The sequence below is a fragment of the Flavobacteriaceae bacterium GSB9 genome (genome assembly GCA_022749295.1).
In the GTDB taxonomy this organism is placed as follows: Bacteria; Bacteroidota; Bacteroidia; order Flavobacteriales; family Flavobacteriaceae; genus Flavisericum.
This window is the reverse complement of sequence record CP062007.1, coordinates 2,549,012-2,565,244: the sequence shown is the minus strand read 5'-3', so window position 1 is coordinate 2,565,244 and position 16,233 is coordinate 2,549,012. Positions and strand designations below refer to the sequence as shown.

Genomic DNA, 16,233 nt, shown 5'->3' with positions numbered 1-16,233 from the left:
ATCTGGTCAACGCTCATTTTCCCCCAAATCGGTTAAGAATAAGCATCTAGCTTATTAATCCTTCCGATTAAAGCATTGGCTACTTCTTTGTCGAAGATGTTTTTCATGAATTCTAGTTTTTTGAAAAATTTTTAAAAATAGAGTATAATTTAAAGTGGATTCCTGCATTCGCAGGAATGACAAAAATCTTAAAACCCACGTTCTTTTTGCAGCTGCTCGTATGCTTTTTGCACGTGTCTAAACTTTTCTTCGGCACCTTCTTGGTGTTCTTTTCCTAAGTGTCGCACTCTATCGGGGTGGTATTTTTTGGCCATGGCTCGGTAGGCTTTTTTAATCTCATCAACAGTAGCAGTTTTATCAATCTCTAAAACTTTATATGCATTATCGCTACTGTTGTAAAACATGGCTTTTATACTAGCATAATCTTTCGAACTAATACCCAAATAACCTGCCATAGTGTAGATTTGGCGTTCTTCAGCTTCAGTTACAAACTCATCAGCCTTGGCAATTCCAAATAGAAAATGTACCAATTGTAAACGTGATGGGTGATCCATCATTTGTTTTATCTGTAAACAAACCGGACGTATTGAAACATTTTGTTTACTAATATTCTTGAAGAGCTGAAAAGCATGGTTGGCTCGTTCTTTACCGTACATATTTAAAAACTGTTGGCGCACAAAATCCAACTCACGCTTATCTTGTTTCCCATCGGCTTTTATGATGACCGATGCCAAAATTAGCAAGCTCACCTCAAAATCACCTGATTGTGTTTCTGGACGCTGTCTTGGCTGAGTACGGTAGGTGGCCCTTCCCCCTCGCGGCCTTCCCTGACCTATAAGCGGCTCGCCACTGCCATCGGCCACCGAATCAATTAAACTGCCAATAGCCAAACCTATAATAGCACCTATAGGCCCTCCAAAGGACCACCCTAAAGCACCACCTATCCATTTCGAAAAACTCATGTAAGTATAAATTTTGTTTATCGTCAAATATAATATTTGTTAGTTGATTGCCTTAGCAATTTGTTACACAATTGGTATCTTTGCACCCTGAAAAAGTGTTAATTATTAAAATTTAAAAATATGTATCCAGCAGAATTAGTAAAACCTATGCGCGAAGACCTAACAAGCGTTGGTTTTGAAGAATTACATACCGCTGAAGCCGTTGAGGCCGCTTTAGCAAAAGAAGGAACAACATTGGTTGTTGTAAACTCGGTTTGTGGCTGTGCCGCGGCCAATGCACGTCCAGGTGCTAAAATGAGTTTACAGAATGCTAAAAAACCAGACCACATCGTTACGGTTTTTGCCGGTGTAGATAAAGAAGCCGTTGATACGGCTCGTGGCCACATGGTTCCGTTTCCTCCAAGTTCACCTAGTATGGCTTTGTTTAAAAATGGTGAGTTGGTGCACATGCTTGAACGTCACCATATTGAGGGTCGCCCAGCAGAATTGATTGCAGAAAACCTAGTTGATGCCTATAACGAGCACTGCTAAGGACTTATTTCAGATAAAAAAACCAAACCATGATTATTTTATCATGGTTTTTTTTATGCCATGTATTGGTATTCCTTTAATTTTACAGCATGCAAAAACTATTGTCATATCCATTATCTGTATTGTACTATTTGTGCTTCGGACTAACTTTGGTTATTTTTCACCCCATCCAATGGGTTTGTTTTAACCTATTTGGTTATTTTACCCACAAAAAAAGTGTTGATGCCTTACAATGGTCTTTAATGCGATGTGGTAACATTTTAGGAACAAGATATTCTTTCAAAAACAATTTTGAAATCCCAACAAACAAACCGTTAATTATAGTGGCCAACCATCAAAGTTTTCACGATATCTATCCACTAACATGGTTTATGCGTAAGCACCATCCTAAATTTATAAGTAAAATTGAATTAGGGAAAGGGATTCCAAGTGTGTCGTACAACCTGCGCCATGGTGGAGCCGCACTTATAGACCGTAAAAACCCAAGACAATCTTTACCTGCTTTGATGAAATTTGGCGAATATATTGAAACCAATAAACGCGCTGCCGTAATTTTCCCTGAAGGCACGCGAAGTAAAACTGGAAAACCAAAGCCTTTTCAAACTCGAGGTTTAGATATTTTGTTTAAAAAAATACCTTCGGCTATTGTGGTCCCCGTAACAATTAACAATTCCTGGAAAATGTTCCGATATGGAAGCTTCCCACTAGGGCTGGGTAATCATTTAACATTTACTGTGCATAAACCCATAGAATTGGCTACCTTTGTTAATAAGGCAGATTTAATAAAGGATATTGAATCTGCCATAACAAAACACATAAAATTTTAAAAATTATTAATAAATGTCTTTAAAGAATAAGAGGTTAGAAGTGATGCAGTTTTTGGAAAAAGACGTTGATGCTTTAATGCAAAAATATCTAATACCTATTGATACCATTTGGCAACCCACTGATTTTTTGCCAGATTCTGAAGGTACGGACGAAAACTTTTTTGAAGAAGTAAAAGAAATAAGAGAACTGGCCAAAGAACTCCCATACGACTTTTGGGTGGTTTTAGTTGGCGATATGATTACCGAGGAAGCCCTGCCAACCTACGAATCGTGGCTTATGGATGTTGAGGGTGTTAATCAGGTTGATGATGGTGGCAACGGCTGGTCTAAATGGGTAAAACAATGGACGGCTGAGGAAAATCGCCATGGCGATGTCCTCAACAAATATTTATACCTATCTGGAAGGGTTAACATGAAGGAAATTGAAAAAACCACGCAGCATCTCATCGCCGATGGTTTTGATATTGGCACAGACCGTGACCCCTACAAAAACTTCGTTTATACGAGTTTCCAAGAGTTGGCCACCTATGTATCGCACAACCGCGTGGCTAAAATTGCCCGTAAAAAAGGCAATAAACGTTTGGCCAAAATGTGTCAGATTATTTCGGGCGACGAAATGCGCCACCACCACGCCTATTCCGATTTTGTAGACCGTATTTTTAAAGTGGACCCCAGCCAAATGATGATGGCCTTTCACTACATGATGAAACAAAAAATTACTATGCCGGCCCATTTTTTAAGAGAGTCGGGTGGCAAAATAGGTACAGCTTTTGAAGAGTTCTCGAATACAGCCCAACGCATTGGAGTTTATACCTCAACCGATTATGTTGATATTCTTCAAAAATTAATAGAACGCTGGAAAATTGATAAAATTACTGGCTTAAATGACGAGGCCGAAAAAGCCAGAGACTATCTCATGAAACTTCCTGCAAGGATGTATCGCATATCGGAACGCATGAAAATCCCAGAGAATTCATTTCAATTTAAATGGGTAGAACCTGCTGTGAATAAATAAAATCAAACAATTATTAATTCCTTTCTTTACCGAAAGGAATTTTTGTTTTAATTTTAAATACACTTTACAAAAAACTATTTATTCATAATTGGTACATCGAAAGATGAAAATAAAATTGTCCGTAGGTATTTTTTCAACTCTAATTTTTTCTTCTTTAATTTTTAGCTGTTCAAAGAACAACGATTGTAGATGCAATGGCGCCTTTAAAGGTATAAATGATGTTATTATTACTGTACCTGAAGTTGATTGCAAAACAGGTGAACCAGGCTTTACATACCCACTAGGCACAGGAAGAAAAAAAGCAGAATATTTGGGCTGTCAACCAAATTAATTTTATATCATGTTAAAGCAGCAAGAAATAATAGTAAGTAAAACTAAAGCATTCGTAAAAAATACCTTAACCAATGCCGAAGGTGGTCACGACTGGTTCCATACACAACGTGTGCTTAACAATGCATTACTCATAGCTAACAATGAACACGCAGATAAATTTGTGGTTTCGTTAGGCGCACTACTTCATGATATTGCTGACAGCAAATTCTATAGCGGCGATGAAACTATTGGTCCCAAAATAGCCCATAAATTTTTATCCAACCTAAATGTTGACCCAGAAGTTACTGAGCACGTTGTAAAAATTATTGAAAACATTTCGTTTAAGGGCGGTAATGAGGTTCAAAAATTTAAATCGCCTGAGTTGGAGGTTATTCAGGATGCCGACCGACTCGATGCTATTGGCGCCATGGGCATTGCACGCTGCTTCAGCTACGGTGGTTTTAAAAACAGGGCGCTTTACGACCCAGAAATTAAGCCTAACCTAAATATGAGCAAGGCTGAGTATAAAAACTCTAATGCACCCACCATAAATCATTTTTACGAAAAGTTGTTACTGCTAAAAGATAGAATGAATACCAAAACCGGTAAAAATATAGCTATTGAGAGGCATAATTACATGCTTCAGTTTTTAGACCAATTTTTTAGAGAATGGAATGGCGTTTCGTATTTGCAACAATCTTTTAAATCGCCATCATAAACCAAAACCTATTTGGTTTGTATCATCAGTTTTATTTCCTTTCTATAGTTTGAGGCACTTTTACCTGTTATTTCATTAAACTGCTTATTGAAATGTGAAAAATTGTTGAAACCGCATTCGTAACAAATATCGGCAATACTCATTTGGCTTTCGTTCAGCAGCTTAGTAGCGTGCACTACACGGTATTCGTTTACCAACTGTGTAAATGTTTTACCCGTAGATTTTTTAAAATACCTACAAAATGCAGGGACAGTCATGCTTACCTCATCTGCTATTTCATCTAAAGAAATGTGATTTTGGAAGTTTTTGTTTACATATTTAAATATGATATCGATTTTAGAGCTGTCTTGAGCTTCGGTCTCAAAAGCAAAACCATCTGCATTAAGCAAGCTATAATCATCGGTTTTTGCCAAATAGTTCAATATTTCCAAAAACTTTAAAACGCGCTTCAACCCATCTTGTTGTTTAAGTTTTTCAATTTTTGGCCCTATTTTCTTTTTGGTTTCCACTTTGAAGCGGATGCCTTTTTTGGCACGTTCAAACAATGCTACAATTCCTGCCATTTCGGGCACGGTTAAAAAATCGTCACCCAAAAAGTTGGACTTAAATTGTATGGTTGTCTCGGTTCCGTTTGCCGTTAAGCGATCAGTAAAACCATTGTGTGGTAAATTAGAACCAATTAATATTAACTGACTGTTGTTAAAATAGGATAAATGGTTGCCTATATGCGTTTTACCTTGACCTTTGTTAATATAGATTAACTCTAATTCTGGGTGGAAATGCCAATACGCACTGTTTCGATCAACCGACTCTATATGTTGTTTTACAAATAAAGAACTCCCGAAACTTGGACTTATCTTTTTTAATGTTGGTTTCTTATTCATCATAACAAGGGGTCTTTTATGCAAATTTACTACATATTATGCATACACTGTATATTTAATTACCCCAAATGTATGTTATTTTAACATTAAGAATAATTAACATTCATTTAACAGTTAAAATAGCATACAAATAAGTCAATATTGATGTTTTCCTAGGTATATATCTCACGTATCTTTGTATCGTTGAACGTTATGAAAAACCCCAAGTCGTAAAAAACGTTTTAAAAGATAGTTTTTTCTTCTTTTAGTTTAACAAACAGGTTTTTATTACGTCATTACAAAAGTAAAAATACACTCATAAAAAAGTATAACAATATTCATTAATAATTAGTTTAATGTCTTATTTAGTTTAGTTTAGTTGGTAAAGCGGGCTGTGGTGGCCCGCTTTTTTTTTGCTTCGTATCCAAACATAAAAAGTTAAACCCTATTGGTTCTCTAAATATTAAACCAAATTAGTCCTAAAACTTTTCATTAGTCTACGTTAATATTGAGCATAATTAATGACCCAACTTTCACAAAATGAGCTCTAAATATATTCTTTTAACCCAAGTATATACTATTTTACCCTAACATTTTCTTAACATTAAAATAACAGATAATATAGCATACAAATTCATCAATTTAAGTGTTTTACAGACTCTATTCCTACCATAACTTTGCAGTGTTGAACGTTATTAAAAAAATGAATTATGAAAAACGTAATGAAAAACACCAAAAAAGGAATCTTGATGGTAACCATGATGGCTACCTTGGCAAGTTTCGCAAACGAAAATTTTAACGCAGAACTAATAGGCAACGTTAACAAAACGGCACTTGTATTAAATAATGTAAAAGTTGGAGATTTATTAACTATAAAAGATTATAACGGCGTTATTCTTTATAAAGAGACTATTGAATCTGAAGGAGTTTACAAAAAAGGGTTTAACCTTACAGCTCTTCCGGATGGTGATTATTTCTTTGAAGTTGATAAGTTTATAGAAATCAAGATTATTCCGTTTACCGTTAAGTCGAAAAAGGTGCTCTTCCATAAAGAAGGTAAAACTTCGGTTTTTAAGCCTTACATCAGACAAAAAGATGGCACGGTACTTATAACAAAGCTTGCTCCAAACTTAGAGCCTTTAAAAATTAAAATTTACGCCGACTATAATAGCGAGTATAGCTTAATGTATTCTGATGTTGTTGAAAACACCAGATCCATTGAAAAAGCGTACAAACTTGAAAAAGGCGGTAATTATAAAATAGAAATAAGTTCTGATAACAGAACGTACACGAAATTCATTAATAATTAGTTTAATGTCTTATTTAGTTTAGTTTAGTTGGTAAAGCGGGCTGTGGTGGCCCGCTTTTTCTTTGCCCAAACTTTCTTCATTTTTCTTATTGAGCGCTTTGGTTCAAAAACACTATAAATTGAAAGTCGTTTTAACTAAACGCCTTCTTTTCTTTCATTTTGTTTTCCTTGTTTACAATACAACTGTTGTACTTATCCATTCCAGGTAGAACACAAAAAATAAAACCTAAAGCTCTCACTTAAAATTTCAATTGGCAAACCTCTAAATTACACATAATTAACACACTAATATTCTATATTGATTTAACATAAAATTGATGTAAAAACAACGGGTAAAATAACACATAAATACATCAATTTCAATGTTTTACAAACTCTTTTTATCCTATACCTTTGAAGTGTTGAACGTTAAAAACCTCAAATTATGAAAAACGTAATCAGAAACACCAAAAAAGGAATCTTGATGGTAACCATGATGGCTACCTTGGCAAGTTTCGCAAATGACAAAGCATCATTTTTCAGTATTGTAAATGGTGCAGAACGAACGTCGGTAACCTTAGTTAATGTTAACGAGGGCGACCTGCTATCTATCAAAGATGAAAATGGTATGATATTATATAAAGAAGCTATCCAAACCACAGGTGTATTTACCAAAGGTTTCGATTTAACATCGCTTCCTAATGGAGCTTATCTTTTTGAGTTAAACAAAGACGTAGAGATTTCTACCATACCGTTTACCGTTAAAGCGAGCGAAGTATCGTTTAAAAAGGAACTTGAAAAAACATTTTTTAAACCTGTAACCCGAGTAAAAGGTGATTTAGTATTCGTTACAAAATTATCGCTTGAAAAGGCACCGATGGATATTGAAGTTTATTCAGGAACCGACGGAAACTATGAGCTTATGTACTCTGAAACCATTAAAAACACCGAGAACATAGAACGTCTGTTTAAATTAACCGGGATTAATAAAGTAGATTATAAATTAGTTTACAAAACCGAAGGTAGAGTATTTACCAAAATTATTAGAAGTTAAACCAAATCCTAACTAACTCAAATTTAACTTGATGAGCGGGCCAAATGGCCCGCTTTTTTTATTTAAAACAATTTAAGTTGACCATCTTTGTACTGCTCGTGCAAATCGGTATTTAGTTTTGGAAAACCCTTATCTCTAAAATATTTTTGCTTGGCCAATTTTATCAAGTTGTTTATTTGTTCTGCTATTTTGCCCTCGCCACGCATTCGGGTATCGTAACGTGAGTCGTTTAGGCTTCCACCATGACAACTTTCTATTTGGTGTAACACTTTATCGGCTCTATCGGGCATCGTTTTATAAATCCAATCTGTAAATATTTCGCCAATGGCACCGTTTAAACGCACAATGGTATGTCCGATTGATAAAGCCCCATGTTCGGCGACAATTTTAGCCAATGGCAGTATTTCGTGACTGTTAATCGATGGAATAATGGGTGCCAACATTACATTAACTGGAATACCATGTTCGCTCAAGGTTTTTAAGGTTTCCAAGCGTTTTTTTATAGTAGCCGTTCGCGGTTCTAAAATACGGCGCGTATCCTCAGAAAGCGATGTAATGGAAATATTAACTCCAACCAGATTATCTTTTGCCAAGGCCTTTAAAAGTTCTAAATCGCGTAAAATCAAAGCGTTTTTGGTGATAATACCCACTGGATGCTTATACTTTAAAAACACTTCCAGACATTTACGGGTAATTTCAAAGTGCTTTTCGGCAGGCTGGTAGCAATCGGTGTTGCCAGACATCACAATGGGTTGAGCTTTCCAGTTTTTCTTCTTCAGTTGGGTTTCCAATAATTTTGGGGCATCTTTTTTTACCAAAATACGGCGTTCAAAATCCAAACCTGCTCCATAACCCCAATATTCATGCGTGTTTCGGGCATAGCAATAAATACAGCCATGCTCGCAACCTTGATAGACATTCATGGAATACATCATGCCCACATCGGGGCTTTCTACCTTATTGACAATGGTTTTTGGAAAAGTTTCTAAATACAATGTTTTATTACTATTGGCCGCTTCGCCTTCCTTTTGGCAATATTCCAAAAAATCGTCGCGAGTTACATGGCTATGCTCAAAAAAACGATTGGGCACATTTCGTTGTGCTCCTCGACCTCTTATAATAGATTTGGAGTTCATTTTTAATGAATATTTGGGTTTTTATGTGTGGTATAGTTCTTTAAAATTACATATAATTCAAACCAAAAACTGTTAAAACGCGAATGGGTTATTAACAACTTGATTTTGTAGAAATTTTCAACTATCTTCGTTTAACGACGGATATCCTTAAAGTTGTACACAAGCTAAAAAACTAACTATATTGATTCTAAAGTCATTTTTTTTTGCTTAAAAAGCATAAAATGTTATGTTGATAATTTTTAATAATCCATAGGTCAAATGTCCTTTAAAATGTTAATTTTGCTACAAAAATAAACCTACAGGTTGATTTTATGAAAATATTCCGTACATTTGACAAACAATATCAAGGTGTGTATCTAGCAAACTTTGTTAATTGTCCTTTTTATCAAACACCCGAGGAGTATGAAACAGAATTGGATAAAATACAAGATCAACTTCAAGATCCATTATTTGTACGGAATTTCATCAAATCTACCAAGTCAGGATGGAAGAAAGGTGCATTTAAACATCATAACTTAACATTTTTAGCAACCGATGTACTTCAAGAAGCTGCAGATTTGTTTGACAAATTAGATGAAATATGCGAAGATTCACAGAATGGTGATTGTTTCGAGCTTTTATTTGATGAATTTAAAGAACTATCAAAAACTGAAAAATACGATGACCCTGGAAGACGAAAAATGTATACTTATGAAAAAGGTTCCTTATTGCGACTATATGGAGTTCTTGTTGGTAATAATGCAATTATCATAACAGGAGCAGGTATCAAATTAGTTGACAAAATGCATGACACTAAAGTCTTAGAATTAGAATTAGATAAAATGAATTATTTGAAAGACTGGTTAAAACAAGAAAATATAACTGACGCTACAGAACTATAAAATGGGAGAAAACCTAAATAAAATAATTACCAAAACTGCTACGCAGTGGAAAACTAGAGCTAAACAAGACCGTAATAATAGAAGAAATATTACAAGAGCACAGGCATTTGCTTTAGAGCTAATGGATTATATGGATTTGCATAATATTAAACAAACAGATTTAGCAAATAAAATGGGAGTAAGTGCTCAACAGGTGAATAAAATATTACGAGCAAAAGCTAATCTAACTTTTGAAACATTAGATAAAATTGCTGATGCATTAGAAGTTAATATTCCGGCCCCAAAAATAAGAGAAATCAAAAGTTCTCATTCCTCAATCGTACATTATTCAATGCAAATTGTACATAAACGTAAACATAAAGTTATAGAAGAAAATATAACATCAAAAATAATAAATAAACAGAATGCAGTTTTGAATACTAGTATGGAAAACTTGGATTTATATACCTATACAGCTAATCAAATATAACGAAAACAATGACTTACAATAAACTAGGTTTTGCTTTCACAGGTCTTCGAACTTTATCTTTCGCAATAATAGACAAAGCGTATAAAAAAACTGGGGAAACAAATCTAATGACAGGACTGGGATTTGGTTTGGACATTGACGACCATGTAGTGACTTGCAATACTCGTTTTTCGTTTGAAAAAAAGAAAGATCAACCTTTTTTAATACTTGAAGTACAGGCATTATTTGAGATTGAGAAAGATGATTTTTTAAATAAAGTGAAACAAGATGATGATACATATTTAGTAGCAAAAGGTCTTGCTGTTCATTTCGCAGTTTTGACAATTGGTTCTGCAAGGGGGATTTTACATTCAAAAACAGAAGGAACACCATTTAACGAATTTCTTCTACCTACTATTGATGTAAATAACATGCTTGAAGAAGACGTAATTTTCAAATTCTAAAATTTTAAAAGCCAGTGTACAACAAAGATGGCTATAATTCATTGCGGTTGAATTCCTAAACGGAATTCACCGCATTTTGCTATCTTTCTGCTACGGCGGAAAAAGATCCTCGCAGATTTTTCTCAATGAAACCATAGCCCAACCTGTTAAACGAACATTCCACAAAAAGACCTACTTCCCAGGAAAATCGGCCTTTCGTTTTTCTAAAAACGCGGTAGTACCCTCGGTAAAATCTTCAGTACCAAAACAACTGCCAAAGGCATTAATTTCTTCATCAAAACCGTTTACACCATCTTTATAATTGGCATTTATGGCGTTAATAGCGGCTCTAATGGCCACTGAAGAATTATTTAAAATTTTACCTGCTATTTTTTGGCAAAGCGGCAGTAACTCCTCTTGTGTCGTTACATGGTTTACCAAACCGTAGTTTAGTGCTTTATGGGCATCTATCATACCAGCCGTCATAATGAGTTCCATAGCACGGCCCTTACCAATAAGTTGTGGCAAACGTTGCGTGCCACCATACCCAGGGATAACGCCCAACGATACTTCGGGCAACCCCATTTTGGCATTATCGCTGGCCACCCTAAAATGGCAGGCCATAGCCAACTCCAGTCCGCCGCCCAATGCAAAACCGTTTACGGCCGCAATAACAGGTGTGGATAGATTTTCTACAAAATCGAATAATATGTTTTGGCCATTGGCCGCCAATTTTTTTCCTTGGCTAACATTATAATTGGCAAATTCGCTGATATCGGCGCCAGCTACAAATGCTTTTTCACCGCTTCCGGTGACCAGTATAACGTTTGTGGTTTTGTCTTCATCAGCCGCTTTAAATGCCTCATGAAGCTCTTTAATAGTTTCTTGATTAAGTGCATTTAGTTTTTTTGGCCGATTTATGGTAATGGTTGATATACCATTGTTTTGTTCGGATAAAATATTATTGTAACTCATGGTTTGATTTTTTAAGATTCAAATTAAGTGGTTTCCCTAAAATCGCCGTCATGCTGAACTTGTTTCAGCATCCCATAATGCTTTTTATAATCAACTCCTTTTAAAGTGACATTGAAAACAGTTCAGGGTAGCATTATTTATGCTCTTGGAAATTTTACCGTAAAAGTGGTGCCTTTTCCTTTTTCCGTTTCAAACGAAATGCTTCCGTTATAAGTTTCTACAATGTTTTTTACCATAGCCAGACCTAAGCCCATTCCGCTACTTTTTGTGGTAAACTTAGGTTCGAAAACCTTGTCTTTGTTTTCCTCAGAAACGCCCATGCCGTTATCGCTAACAGTAATTATGGCATGGTTTTCAGTTGCTCCCACATGGACTTCTATTTTTGGGTCTTTCGTATCAGGAATGGCCTGAATGGCATTTTTCACCAGATTGGTTACCACACGAATGAGTTGTGACCGATCTAGTTTTGCAATGATTTCTTCGGCATCGGCACTAAAAACAATATAGCCTTCATTGAAAATATCCAAAGCCAATTTAACGATTTTCACCACGTTTAGCGTTTCGCTTTGCTGAGCCGGCATTTTGGCAAAATTTGAAAACGCCGATGCAATGGCGCTCATCGTATCAATTTGCTGAATGAGCGTTTTACTGTATTCGTCTAATTTGGTATGGATATTTTCATTATTGGGATCAAATTTCCGTTGGAAATTCTGAACGGTCAACCGCATGGGCGTTAAGGGGTTTTTAATTTCGTGGGCTACCTGTTTGGCCATTTCGCGCCATGCCTGTTCACGCTCACTGCGTGCCAATTGTATTGCACTTTCCTCTAACTCATCAATCATACTATTGTACGAGTTTACTAAAGTTGTAATCTCTTCACTAGTATCATTTACTTCAATTTTTTCGTTCCGCTTTTCAAGTCGGGTGGTGTTAATCTTATCGCTTATCGCCTTTAACGATTTGGTTATGTATTTAGACAATAAAAAAGCAATGGCAATAGCCATGAGCAGCACCAAGGCAAAAGCATAACCAATTCGGGTTAAAAACTCTTCAAGCTCTTTATCCAAAAAATCGTCTTTTTCTAAATACGGAATGTTTAAAATGGCTAGTGGTTTCGACTTTTGATCTAAAATAAAGGTGTACGACGACTGAAAAATTTCACCATTTTCCTTGCGTTTGTCCACATAACGGTGTCGGGCTATTTCAACGTCATTATTAAACTCTACGGTATTATTTATAGCGTTTAAAATATTGGTATCTATACATTTATCTACGGCATTGATTTGCAAACCGGCTTTTGATGTTATTAGCAAGCTGCCTTCTAAATCGTAAATATTGATTTGTAGTTTATGAATATCTGCAATATTATAAACCTCTTCCTTAAAGATGTATGGAATGTTTTCTGTTTTTACTTCCCAGGTGTTCTGCCTGCCCGTCAAAACGCGTTTTATATGGGCCTGAACACTGCCTTCTTTACGCTCTAAACGGCCTTTATGATAATCTTGACTCTGTTCGCGATATTGATAAATGGAAACCACCGAAATAAGAATGGAGGCCAACAACACCAAAAGAATCATGGCCAAAAATATACGGGTGCGTAAGGACAGTTTTTTTAGTTTCATTTGGAAATATGATGCTTTAAAGATAGCAATAATCAAACCAAACGGCCTAAGACCTATTTAAAATTAATTCTCCTTTTTAAACCTTCACTTGAATTTGTTTAAGCAGTTGATTTCGCAACACCCAAGTAACTTTAGGCATCGGGGTTTTTCTCCCGAATATTTTTGTAAATTTTAAACCCGAGCATAATAAGAATTCCCAAAACAAAAATACCTATAACGCCCCAAACCCAATTTATGGCACTTTTTAAAACTACCAAGAAAACTACAGCAAACAGTATAAATGTAGCGCCCTCGTTCCAGATACGCATAAAACTGGAAGATTTTTTTACAACATCATTTTGTAACTGTTTAAAGTATTGATGCGTTTTTAAGTGGTAAATAAAAAGTAAGACCACGAAAGTTAGTTTTACATGCATCCAAGGTTGTTGCAGCCAATAAGGCTGTAAAATCAGCAACCAAATAGCAAAAACAGTAGCGAGTATAGCCGATGGCCAGGTAATAATATACCATAAGCGTTTGGCCATAAGTTTAAGCTGCTTACCTAAAATTTCTTTTTCGGGCGATGGTTTATGAAAGGCTTCAATTTGATAAACAAACAATCGCGGAATATAGAACAAACCTGCAAACCACGTAATAACAAATATGAGGTGAAAAGATTTAATATAAGCGTAATATTCCATGTTTAGCTATTTGTGGATAAGGTATTGTTTTCTGTTTTCAAGTTCTTAATAATTTCTCTATTTAAAAAATAGCCCGTTACGATAGTGGCCAAAACATCAGAAATAGGAAAGGACACCCACACACCTAGTTCGCCCCAAAACAACGGTAATATTAAAATAAGCGGAATAAAGAAAAACCCCTGCCGGCACAAGGTTAGCAAAAGGGCCTGCCTAGCCTTGCCAATCGCTTGAAAATAAGCCGCCCCAATAAGTTGAAGAGCAATTATAGGTGTAGCGGCAAAAACCCAACGCATAGCAGATGGTGTTTCTTTTATTACCTCAGTATCATGGGTAAACAGTTTGGTTATGGCTTCTGGAAAAACCATGAGCAATATGAACACCAGTGTAGCCAGACCTGCTGCATATTTTATGGCTGTATTTATGGTTTGTTTCACGCGATCGTATTTTAGTGCGCCATAATTAAACCCGGCAATAGGCAAAAACCCTTGCGTGATGCCATAAACCGGAAACAAAGCAAACATGAGCATACGCCCAACAATGGCATAGGCCGTTACCGAGGTTTCGCCTCCCAAATCAAACAAAATATTGTTCATAAACAAATAGGTAATACTTACAATAGCTTGCCTAGATAGCGTTACAAAACCCAATGAGCTTATTTCTGAAACAATGGACTTTTCCAATCCGAAATGCGAAAACCCAATTTTTAATTCGGAATTTTGAGATAAAAAGAACCATAAAATAAAAACAAAACACAACAGATAAGACCCCGTGGTCGCCCAAGCTGCACCTTCCATGCCTAAATCCATAACATTGATTAACAAGTAATCCAATACCAAATTTGTCACCGACGGAATCATCATAGCATACATGGCAAATTTAGGCTTGCCCTCTGCCCTAATAACCGTATTTCCCATCATACATAGTGCTAAAAACGGCACGCCGTAAAGCACAATAGTATAATATATTTTGGCAGGCTCTAAAATGGCGCCCTTACCTCCAAAAGCAGGGACAATACCTTCAATAAACCAAAGCCCTACAATGACCATAACTATGGTTAGCAGTAAGGTTAATGTAATTTGGTTCCCAAAGGTTTTAAGCGCTTTGTTTTTATTATCGGCACCAAGTGCCCGCGAGATTATGGACGACCCGCCCACACCTATTGACATACCTAAAGCCGCAATGAAGAACGACACTGGCAATACCACGTTTATAGCAGCAATAGCAATAGAGCCTATCCAATTGCCCACAAAAATAGTATCGACAAGAATATTAAGCGACATCACCAAAATACCAATTGATGCCGGCACGGCTTGTTTTATAAGCAACTTGCCAATGGGTTCTGTACCTAATTCTTGCGACGAAATTTTTGCCATTAGCCTACCTCAACATTAGAAGTTGCCCATTGGTTGATCCACTTTGACAGTAAATCTACAAACTCCTTATCGTCATTTAAGCAAGGTATGGTAATGAATTCTTCACCACCCATTTCATGGAAAATTTCTTGGCCTTCCATGGCTATTTCTTCTAAAGTTTCCAAACAATCGCTAACAAATGCCGGCGTTACAATGGCCATGTTTTTTATGCCCTGTTTGCCAAGGCGCTCAATGGTACGGTCTGTGTAAGGCTGCAACCAAGGGTCGAAACCTAAACGCGATTGAAACGAGGTAGAATACGTGCTTTCTTTAAGCTGAAGTTTTTCGGCCACCAATCGGGTAACTTCCAAACACTGGTGGCGGTAACAATACTCGTGTGCCTTAGATGGGGTAATACAACAACTTCCATCTATTTTACAATGCGACTTGGTTACATCGCTTTTACGAATATGACGCTCTGGAACGCCGTGGTAAGAAAAAAGCAAATGTTCATAATTTTTGCCTTCTAAATGGGTTTTTATAGAGTTTGAAAGCACTTCAATATAGTCTGGTTTGTTATAAAAAGCAGGAACAGATTCTATTTTTAACTGCGGAAAATGTTCTTGGCGCAATGCTTCGGCCAAAACCGTAATGGTTTCGGTAGTTGCCATGGCAAACTGCGGATAAAGCGGAAAGAGCAATACCTCCTCAACGCCTTGATCGACCAATGCCTGAAGACCTTTTTTAATAGTCATGCTCCCGTAACGCATAGCCAATCCTACAGGAACATCAACCTGTTTTTGAATTTTGTTCTGTAGCCTTTCGGAAATCACAATTAAAGGCGAGCCTTCATCCCACCATATTTTCTTGTAGGCAGCCGCCGATTGTTTGGGGCGTGTTTTTAATATAATCCCTTTAACCAAAGCTGTTCTGGCCAAAAGTGGAATATCAATAACACGCTCGTCCATTAAAAATTCGCCCAAATACTTTTTTACGTCCTTGGGTGTTGGGCTATCGGGCGAACCCAAATTAACCAATAAAATTCCTTTTTTCATATTGCAAAAATACAATAGAAATTAATATCCCTAACCAAAATAGGGCTTTCTCTCTGTTAAACTTATATTTT

18 protein-coding genes are annotated in these 16,233 nt (G+C 36.3%); 10 read left to right on the top strand and 8 right to left on the bottom strand.

Annotation, left to right across the window (positions count from 1 at the left end):
• Positions 1-188 precede the first annotated feature (188 nt).
• The gene (locus GSB9_02253; GenBank protein ID UKM65682.1) at positions 189-962 is read right to left on the bottom strand and encodes a DnaJ domain-containing protein; all 774 of its coding nucleotides are present in this window, start codon (positions 960-962) and stop codon (positions 189-191) included.
• A gap of 120 nt (positions 963-1,082) precedes the next feature.
• On the opposite strand from GSB9_02253, the gene GSB9_02252 reads away from it, so the two are divergent.
• From GSB9_02252 to GSB9_02248, 5 genes are all read left to right on the top strand, one after another.
• Positions 1,083-1,493 carry a BrxA/BrxB family bacilliredoxin gene (locus GSB9_02252; protein ID UKM65681.1) on the top strand — a complete coding sequence of 137 codons (411 nt, stop codon included), beginning with the start codon at positions 1,083-1,085 and terminating at the stop codon, positions 1,491-1,493.
• Positions 1,494-1,582: 89 nt separating this feature from the next.
• Positions 1,583-2,320, top strand: a complete 738-nt coding sequence (locus GSB9_02251; GenBank protein ID UKM65680.1) for a 1-acyl-sn-glycerol-3-phosphate acyltransferase — start codon at positions 1,583-1,585, stop codon at positions 2,318-2,320.
• Between the two features lie 13 nt (positions 2,321-2,333).
• Complete coding sequence (locus tag GSB9_02250) at positions 2,334-3,335, top strand: acyl-ACP desaturase (GenBank protein ID UKM65679.1); 1,002 nt, start codon at positions 2,334-2,336, stop codon at positions 3,333-3,335.
• A gap of 103 nt (positions 3,336-3,438) precedes the next feature.
• Positions 3,439-3,666, top strand: coding sequence for a hypothetical protein (locus GSB9_02249; protein UKM65678.1), 228 nt, complete (start codon positions 3,439-3,441; stop codon positions 3,664-3,666).
• Between the two features lie 9 nt (positions 3,667-3,675).
• Positions 3,676-4,365, top strand: a complete 690-nt coding sequence (locus GSB9_02248; GenBank protein UKM65677.1) for an HD domain-containing protein — start codon at positions 3,676-3,678, stop codon at positions 4,363-4,365.
• Positions 4,366-4,373: 8 nt separating this feature from the next.
• Here the strand turns inward: GSB9_02248 and GSB9_02247 are convergent, their stop codons facing one another.
• Complete coding sequence (locus tag GSB9_02247) at positions 4,374-5,252, bottom strand: AraC family transcriptional regulator (protein UKM65676.1); 879 nt, start codon at positions 5,250-5,252, stop codon at positions 4,374-4,376.
• Positions 5,253-5,938: 686 nt separating this feature from the next.
• On the opposite strand from GSB9_02247, the gene GSB9_02246 reads away from it, so the two are divergent.
• A complete protein-coding gene (locus GSB9_02246; protein UKM65675.1) occupies positions 5,939-6,538 on the top strand; it encodes a hypothetical protein in 600 nt (199 codons plus the stop codon).
• 423 nt (positions 6,539-6,961) lie between these two features.
• Positions 6,962-7,570, top strand: a complete 609-nt coding sequence (locus GSB9_02245; protein ID UKM65674.1) for a hypothetical protein — start codon at positions 6,962-6,964, stop codon at positions 7,568-7,570.
• 62 nt (positions 7,571-7,632) lie between these two features.
• On the opposite strand, the gene GSB9_02244 is transcribed toward GSB9_02245, so the two are convergent.
• On the bottom strand, positions 7,633-8,706 hold the full coding sequence (locus tag GSB9_02244) for a PA0069 family radical SAM protein (GenBank protein ID UKM65673.1): 1,074 nt from the start codon (positions 8,704-8,706) through the stop codon (positions 7,633-7,635).
• A 311-nt stretch (positions 8,707-9,017) separates the two neighbouring features.
• Between GSB9_02244 and GSB9_02243 the strand changes: the two genes are divergently transcribed.
• From GSB9_02243 to GSB9_02241, 3 genes are read left to right on the top strand one after another with little or no spacing between them, the layout of a single operon-like run.
• Entirely contained in the window at positions 9,018-9,587 is a 570-nt protein-coding gene (locus tag GSB9_02243; protein UKM65672.1) for a hypothetical protein, read from the top strand.
• Between the two features lies 1 nt (position 9,588).
• A complete protein-coding gene (locus tag GSB9_02242) occupies positions 9,589-10,056 on the top strand; it encodes a helix-turn-helix transcriptional regulator (protein ID UKM65671.1) in 468 nt (155 codons plus the stop codon).
• Between the two features lie 8 nt (positions 10,057-10,064).
• Positions 10,065-10,499, top strand: coding sequence for a hypothetical protein (locus GSB9_02241; GenBank protein UKM65670.1), 435 nt, complete (start codon positions 10,065-10,067; stop codon positions 10,497-10,499).
• 171 nt (positions 10,500-10,670) lie between these two features.
• Here GSB9_02241 and GSB9_02240 read toward each other — a convergent pair whose 3' ends face one another.
• The 5 genes from GSB9_02240 to hemH all read right to left on the bottom strand — a co-directional run bounded on the left by GSB9_02240 (position 10,671) and on the right by hemH (position 16,162).
• Positions 10,671-11,453, bottom strand: a complete 783-nt coding sequence (locus GSB9_02240; protein ID UKM65669.1) for an enoyl-CoA hydratase-related protein — start codon at positions 11,451-11,453, stop codon at positions 10,671-10,673.
• 137 nt (positions 11,454-11,590) lie between these two features.
• Entirely contained in the window at positions 11,591-13,075 is a 1,485-nt protein-coding gene (locus GSB9_02239) for an ATP-binding protein (GenBank protein UKM65668.1), read from the bottom strand.
• 131 nt (positions 13,076-13,206) lie between these two features.
• Positions 13,207-13,755, bottom strand: coding sequence for a CopD family protein (locus GSB9_02238; GenBank protein UKM65667.1), 549 nt, complete (start codon positions 13,753-13,755; stop codon positions 13,207-13,209).
• Positions 13,756-13,757: 2 nt separating this feature from the next.
• Entirely contained in the window at positions 13,758-15,128 is a 1,371-nt protein-coding gene (locus GSB9_02237; protein UKM65666.1) for an MATE family efflux transporter, read from the bottom strand.
• Positions 15,128-16,162 (bottom strand): ferrochelatase, encoded by a 1,035-nt coding sequence (hemH, locus tag GSB9_02236; protein ID UKM65665.1) that lies wholly within the window; start codon positions 16,160-16,162, stop codon positions 15,128-15,130. Before hemH ends, GSB9_02237 begins: the two co-directional genes overlap by 1 nt.
• Positions 16,163-16,233 lie beyond the last annotated feature (71 nt).

Excerpts from the sequence above, each read along its gene's own strand:
- GSB9_02241 (UKM65670.1), top strand. The coding sequence starts at position 10,065 with ATGACTTACAATAAACTAGGTTTTGCTTTCACAGGTCTTCGAACTTTA.
- GSB9_02249 (UKM65678.1), top strand. The coding sequence starts at position 3,439 with ATGAAAATAAAATTGTCCGTAGGTATTTTTTCAACTCTAATTTTTTCT.
- GSB9_02240 (UKM65669.1), bottom strand. The coding sequence starts at position 11,453 with ATGAGTTACAATAATATTTTATCCGAACAAAACAATGGTATATCAACC.
- GSB9_02243 (UKM65672.1), top strand. The coding sequence starts at position 9,018 with ATGAAAATATTCCGTACATTTGACAAACAATATCAAGGTGTGTATCTA.
- GSB9_02244 (UKM65673.1), bottom strand. The coding sequence starts at position 8,706 with ATGAACTCCAAATCTATTATAAGAGGTCGAGGAGCACAACGAAATGTG.
- GSB9_02242 (UKM65671.1), top strand. The coding sequence starts at position 9,589 with ATGGGAGAAAACCTAAATAAAATAATTACCAAAACTGCTACGCAGTGG.
- GSB9_02238 (UKM65667.1), bottom strand. The coding sequence starts at position 13,755 with ATGGAATATTACGCTTATATTAAATCTTTTCACCTCATATTTGTTATT.
- GSB9_02250 (UKM65679.1), top strand. The coding sequence starts at position 2,334 with ATGTCTTTAAAGAATAAGAGGTTAGAAGTGATGCAGTTTTTGGAAAAA.
- GSB9_02248 (UKM65677.1), top strand. The coding sequence starts at position 3,676 with ATGTTAAAGCAGCAAGAAATAATAGTAAGTAAAACTAAAGCATTCGTA.
- GSB9_02247 (UKM65676.1), bottom strand. The coding sequence starts at position 5,252 with ATGATGAATAAGAAACCAACATTAAAAAAGATAAGTCCAAGTTTCGGG.
- GSB9_02251 (UKM65680.1), top strand. The coding sequence starts at position 1,583 with ATGCAAAAACTATTGTCATATCCATTATCTGTATTGTACTATTTGTGC.
- GSB9_02253 (UKM65682.1), bottom strand. The coding sequence starts at position 962 with ATGAGTTTTTCGAAATGGATAGGTGGTGCTTTAGGGTGGTCCTTTGGA.
- GSB9_02245 (UKM65674.1), top strand. The coding sequence starts at position 6,962 with ATGAAAAACGTAATCAGAAACACCAAAAAAGGAATCTTGATGGTAACC.
- GSB9_02239 (UKM65668.1), bottom strand. The coding sequence starts at position 13,075 with ATGAAACTAAAAAAACTGTCCTTACGCACCCGTATATTTTTGGCCATG.
- GSB9_02252 (UKM65681.1), top strand. The coding sequence starts at position 1,083 with ATGTATCCAGCAGAATTAGTAAAACCTATGCGCGAAGACCTAACAAGC.
- hemH (UKM65665.1), bottom strand. The coding sequence starts at position 16,162 with ATGAAAAAAGGAATTTTATTGGTTAATTTGGGTTCGCCCGATAGCCCA.
- GSB9_02237 (UKM65666.1), bottom strand. The coding sequence starts at position 15,128 with ATGGCAAAAATTTCGTCGCAAGAATTAGGTACAGAACCCATTGGCAAG.
- GSB9_02246 (UKM65675.1), top strand. The coding sequence starts at position 5,939 with ATGAAAAACGTAATGAAAAACACCAAAAAAGGAATCTTGATGGTAACC.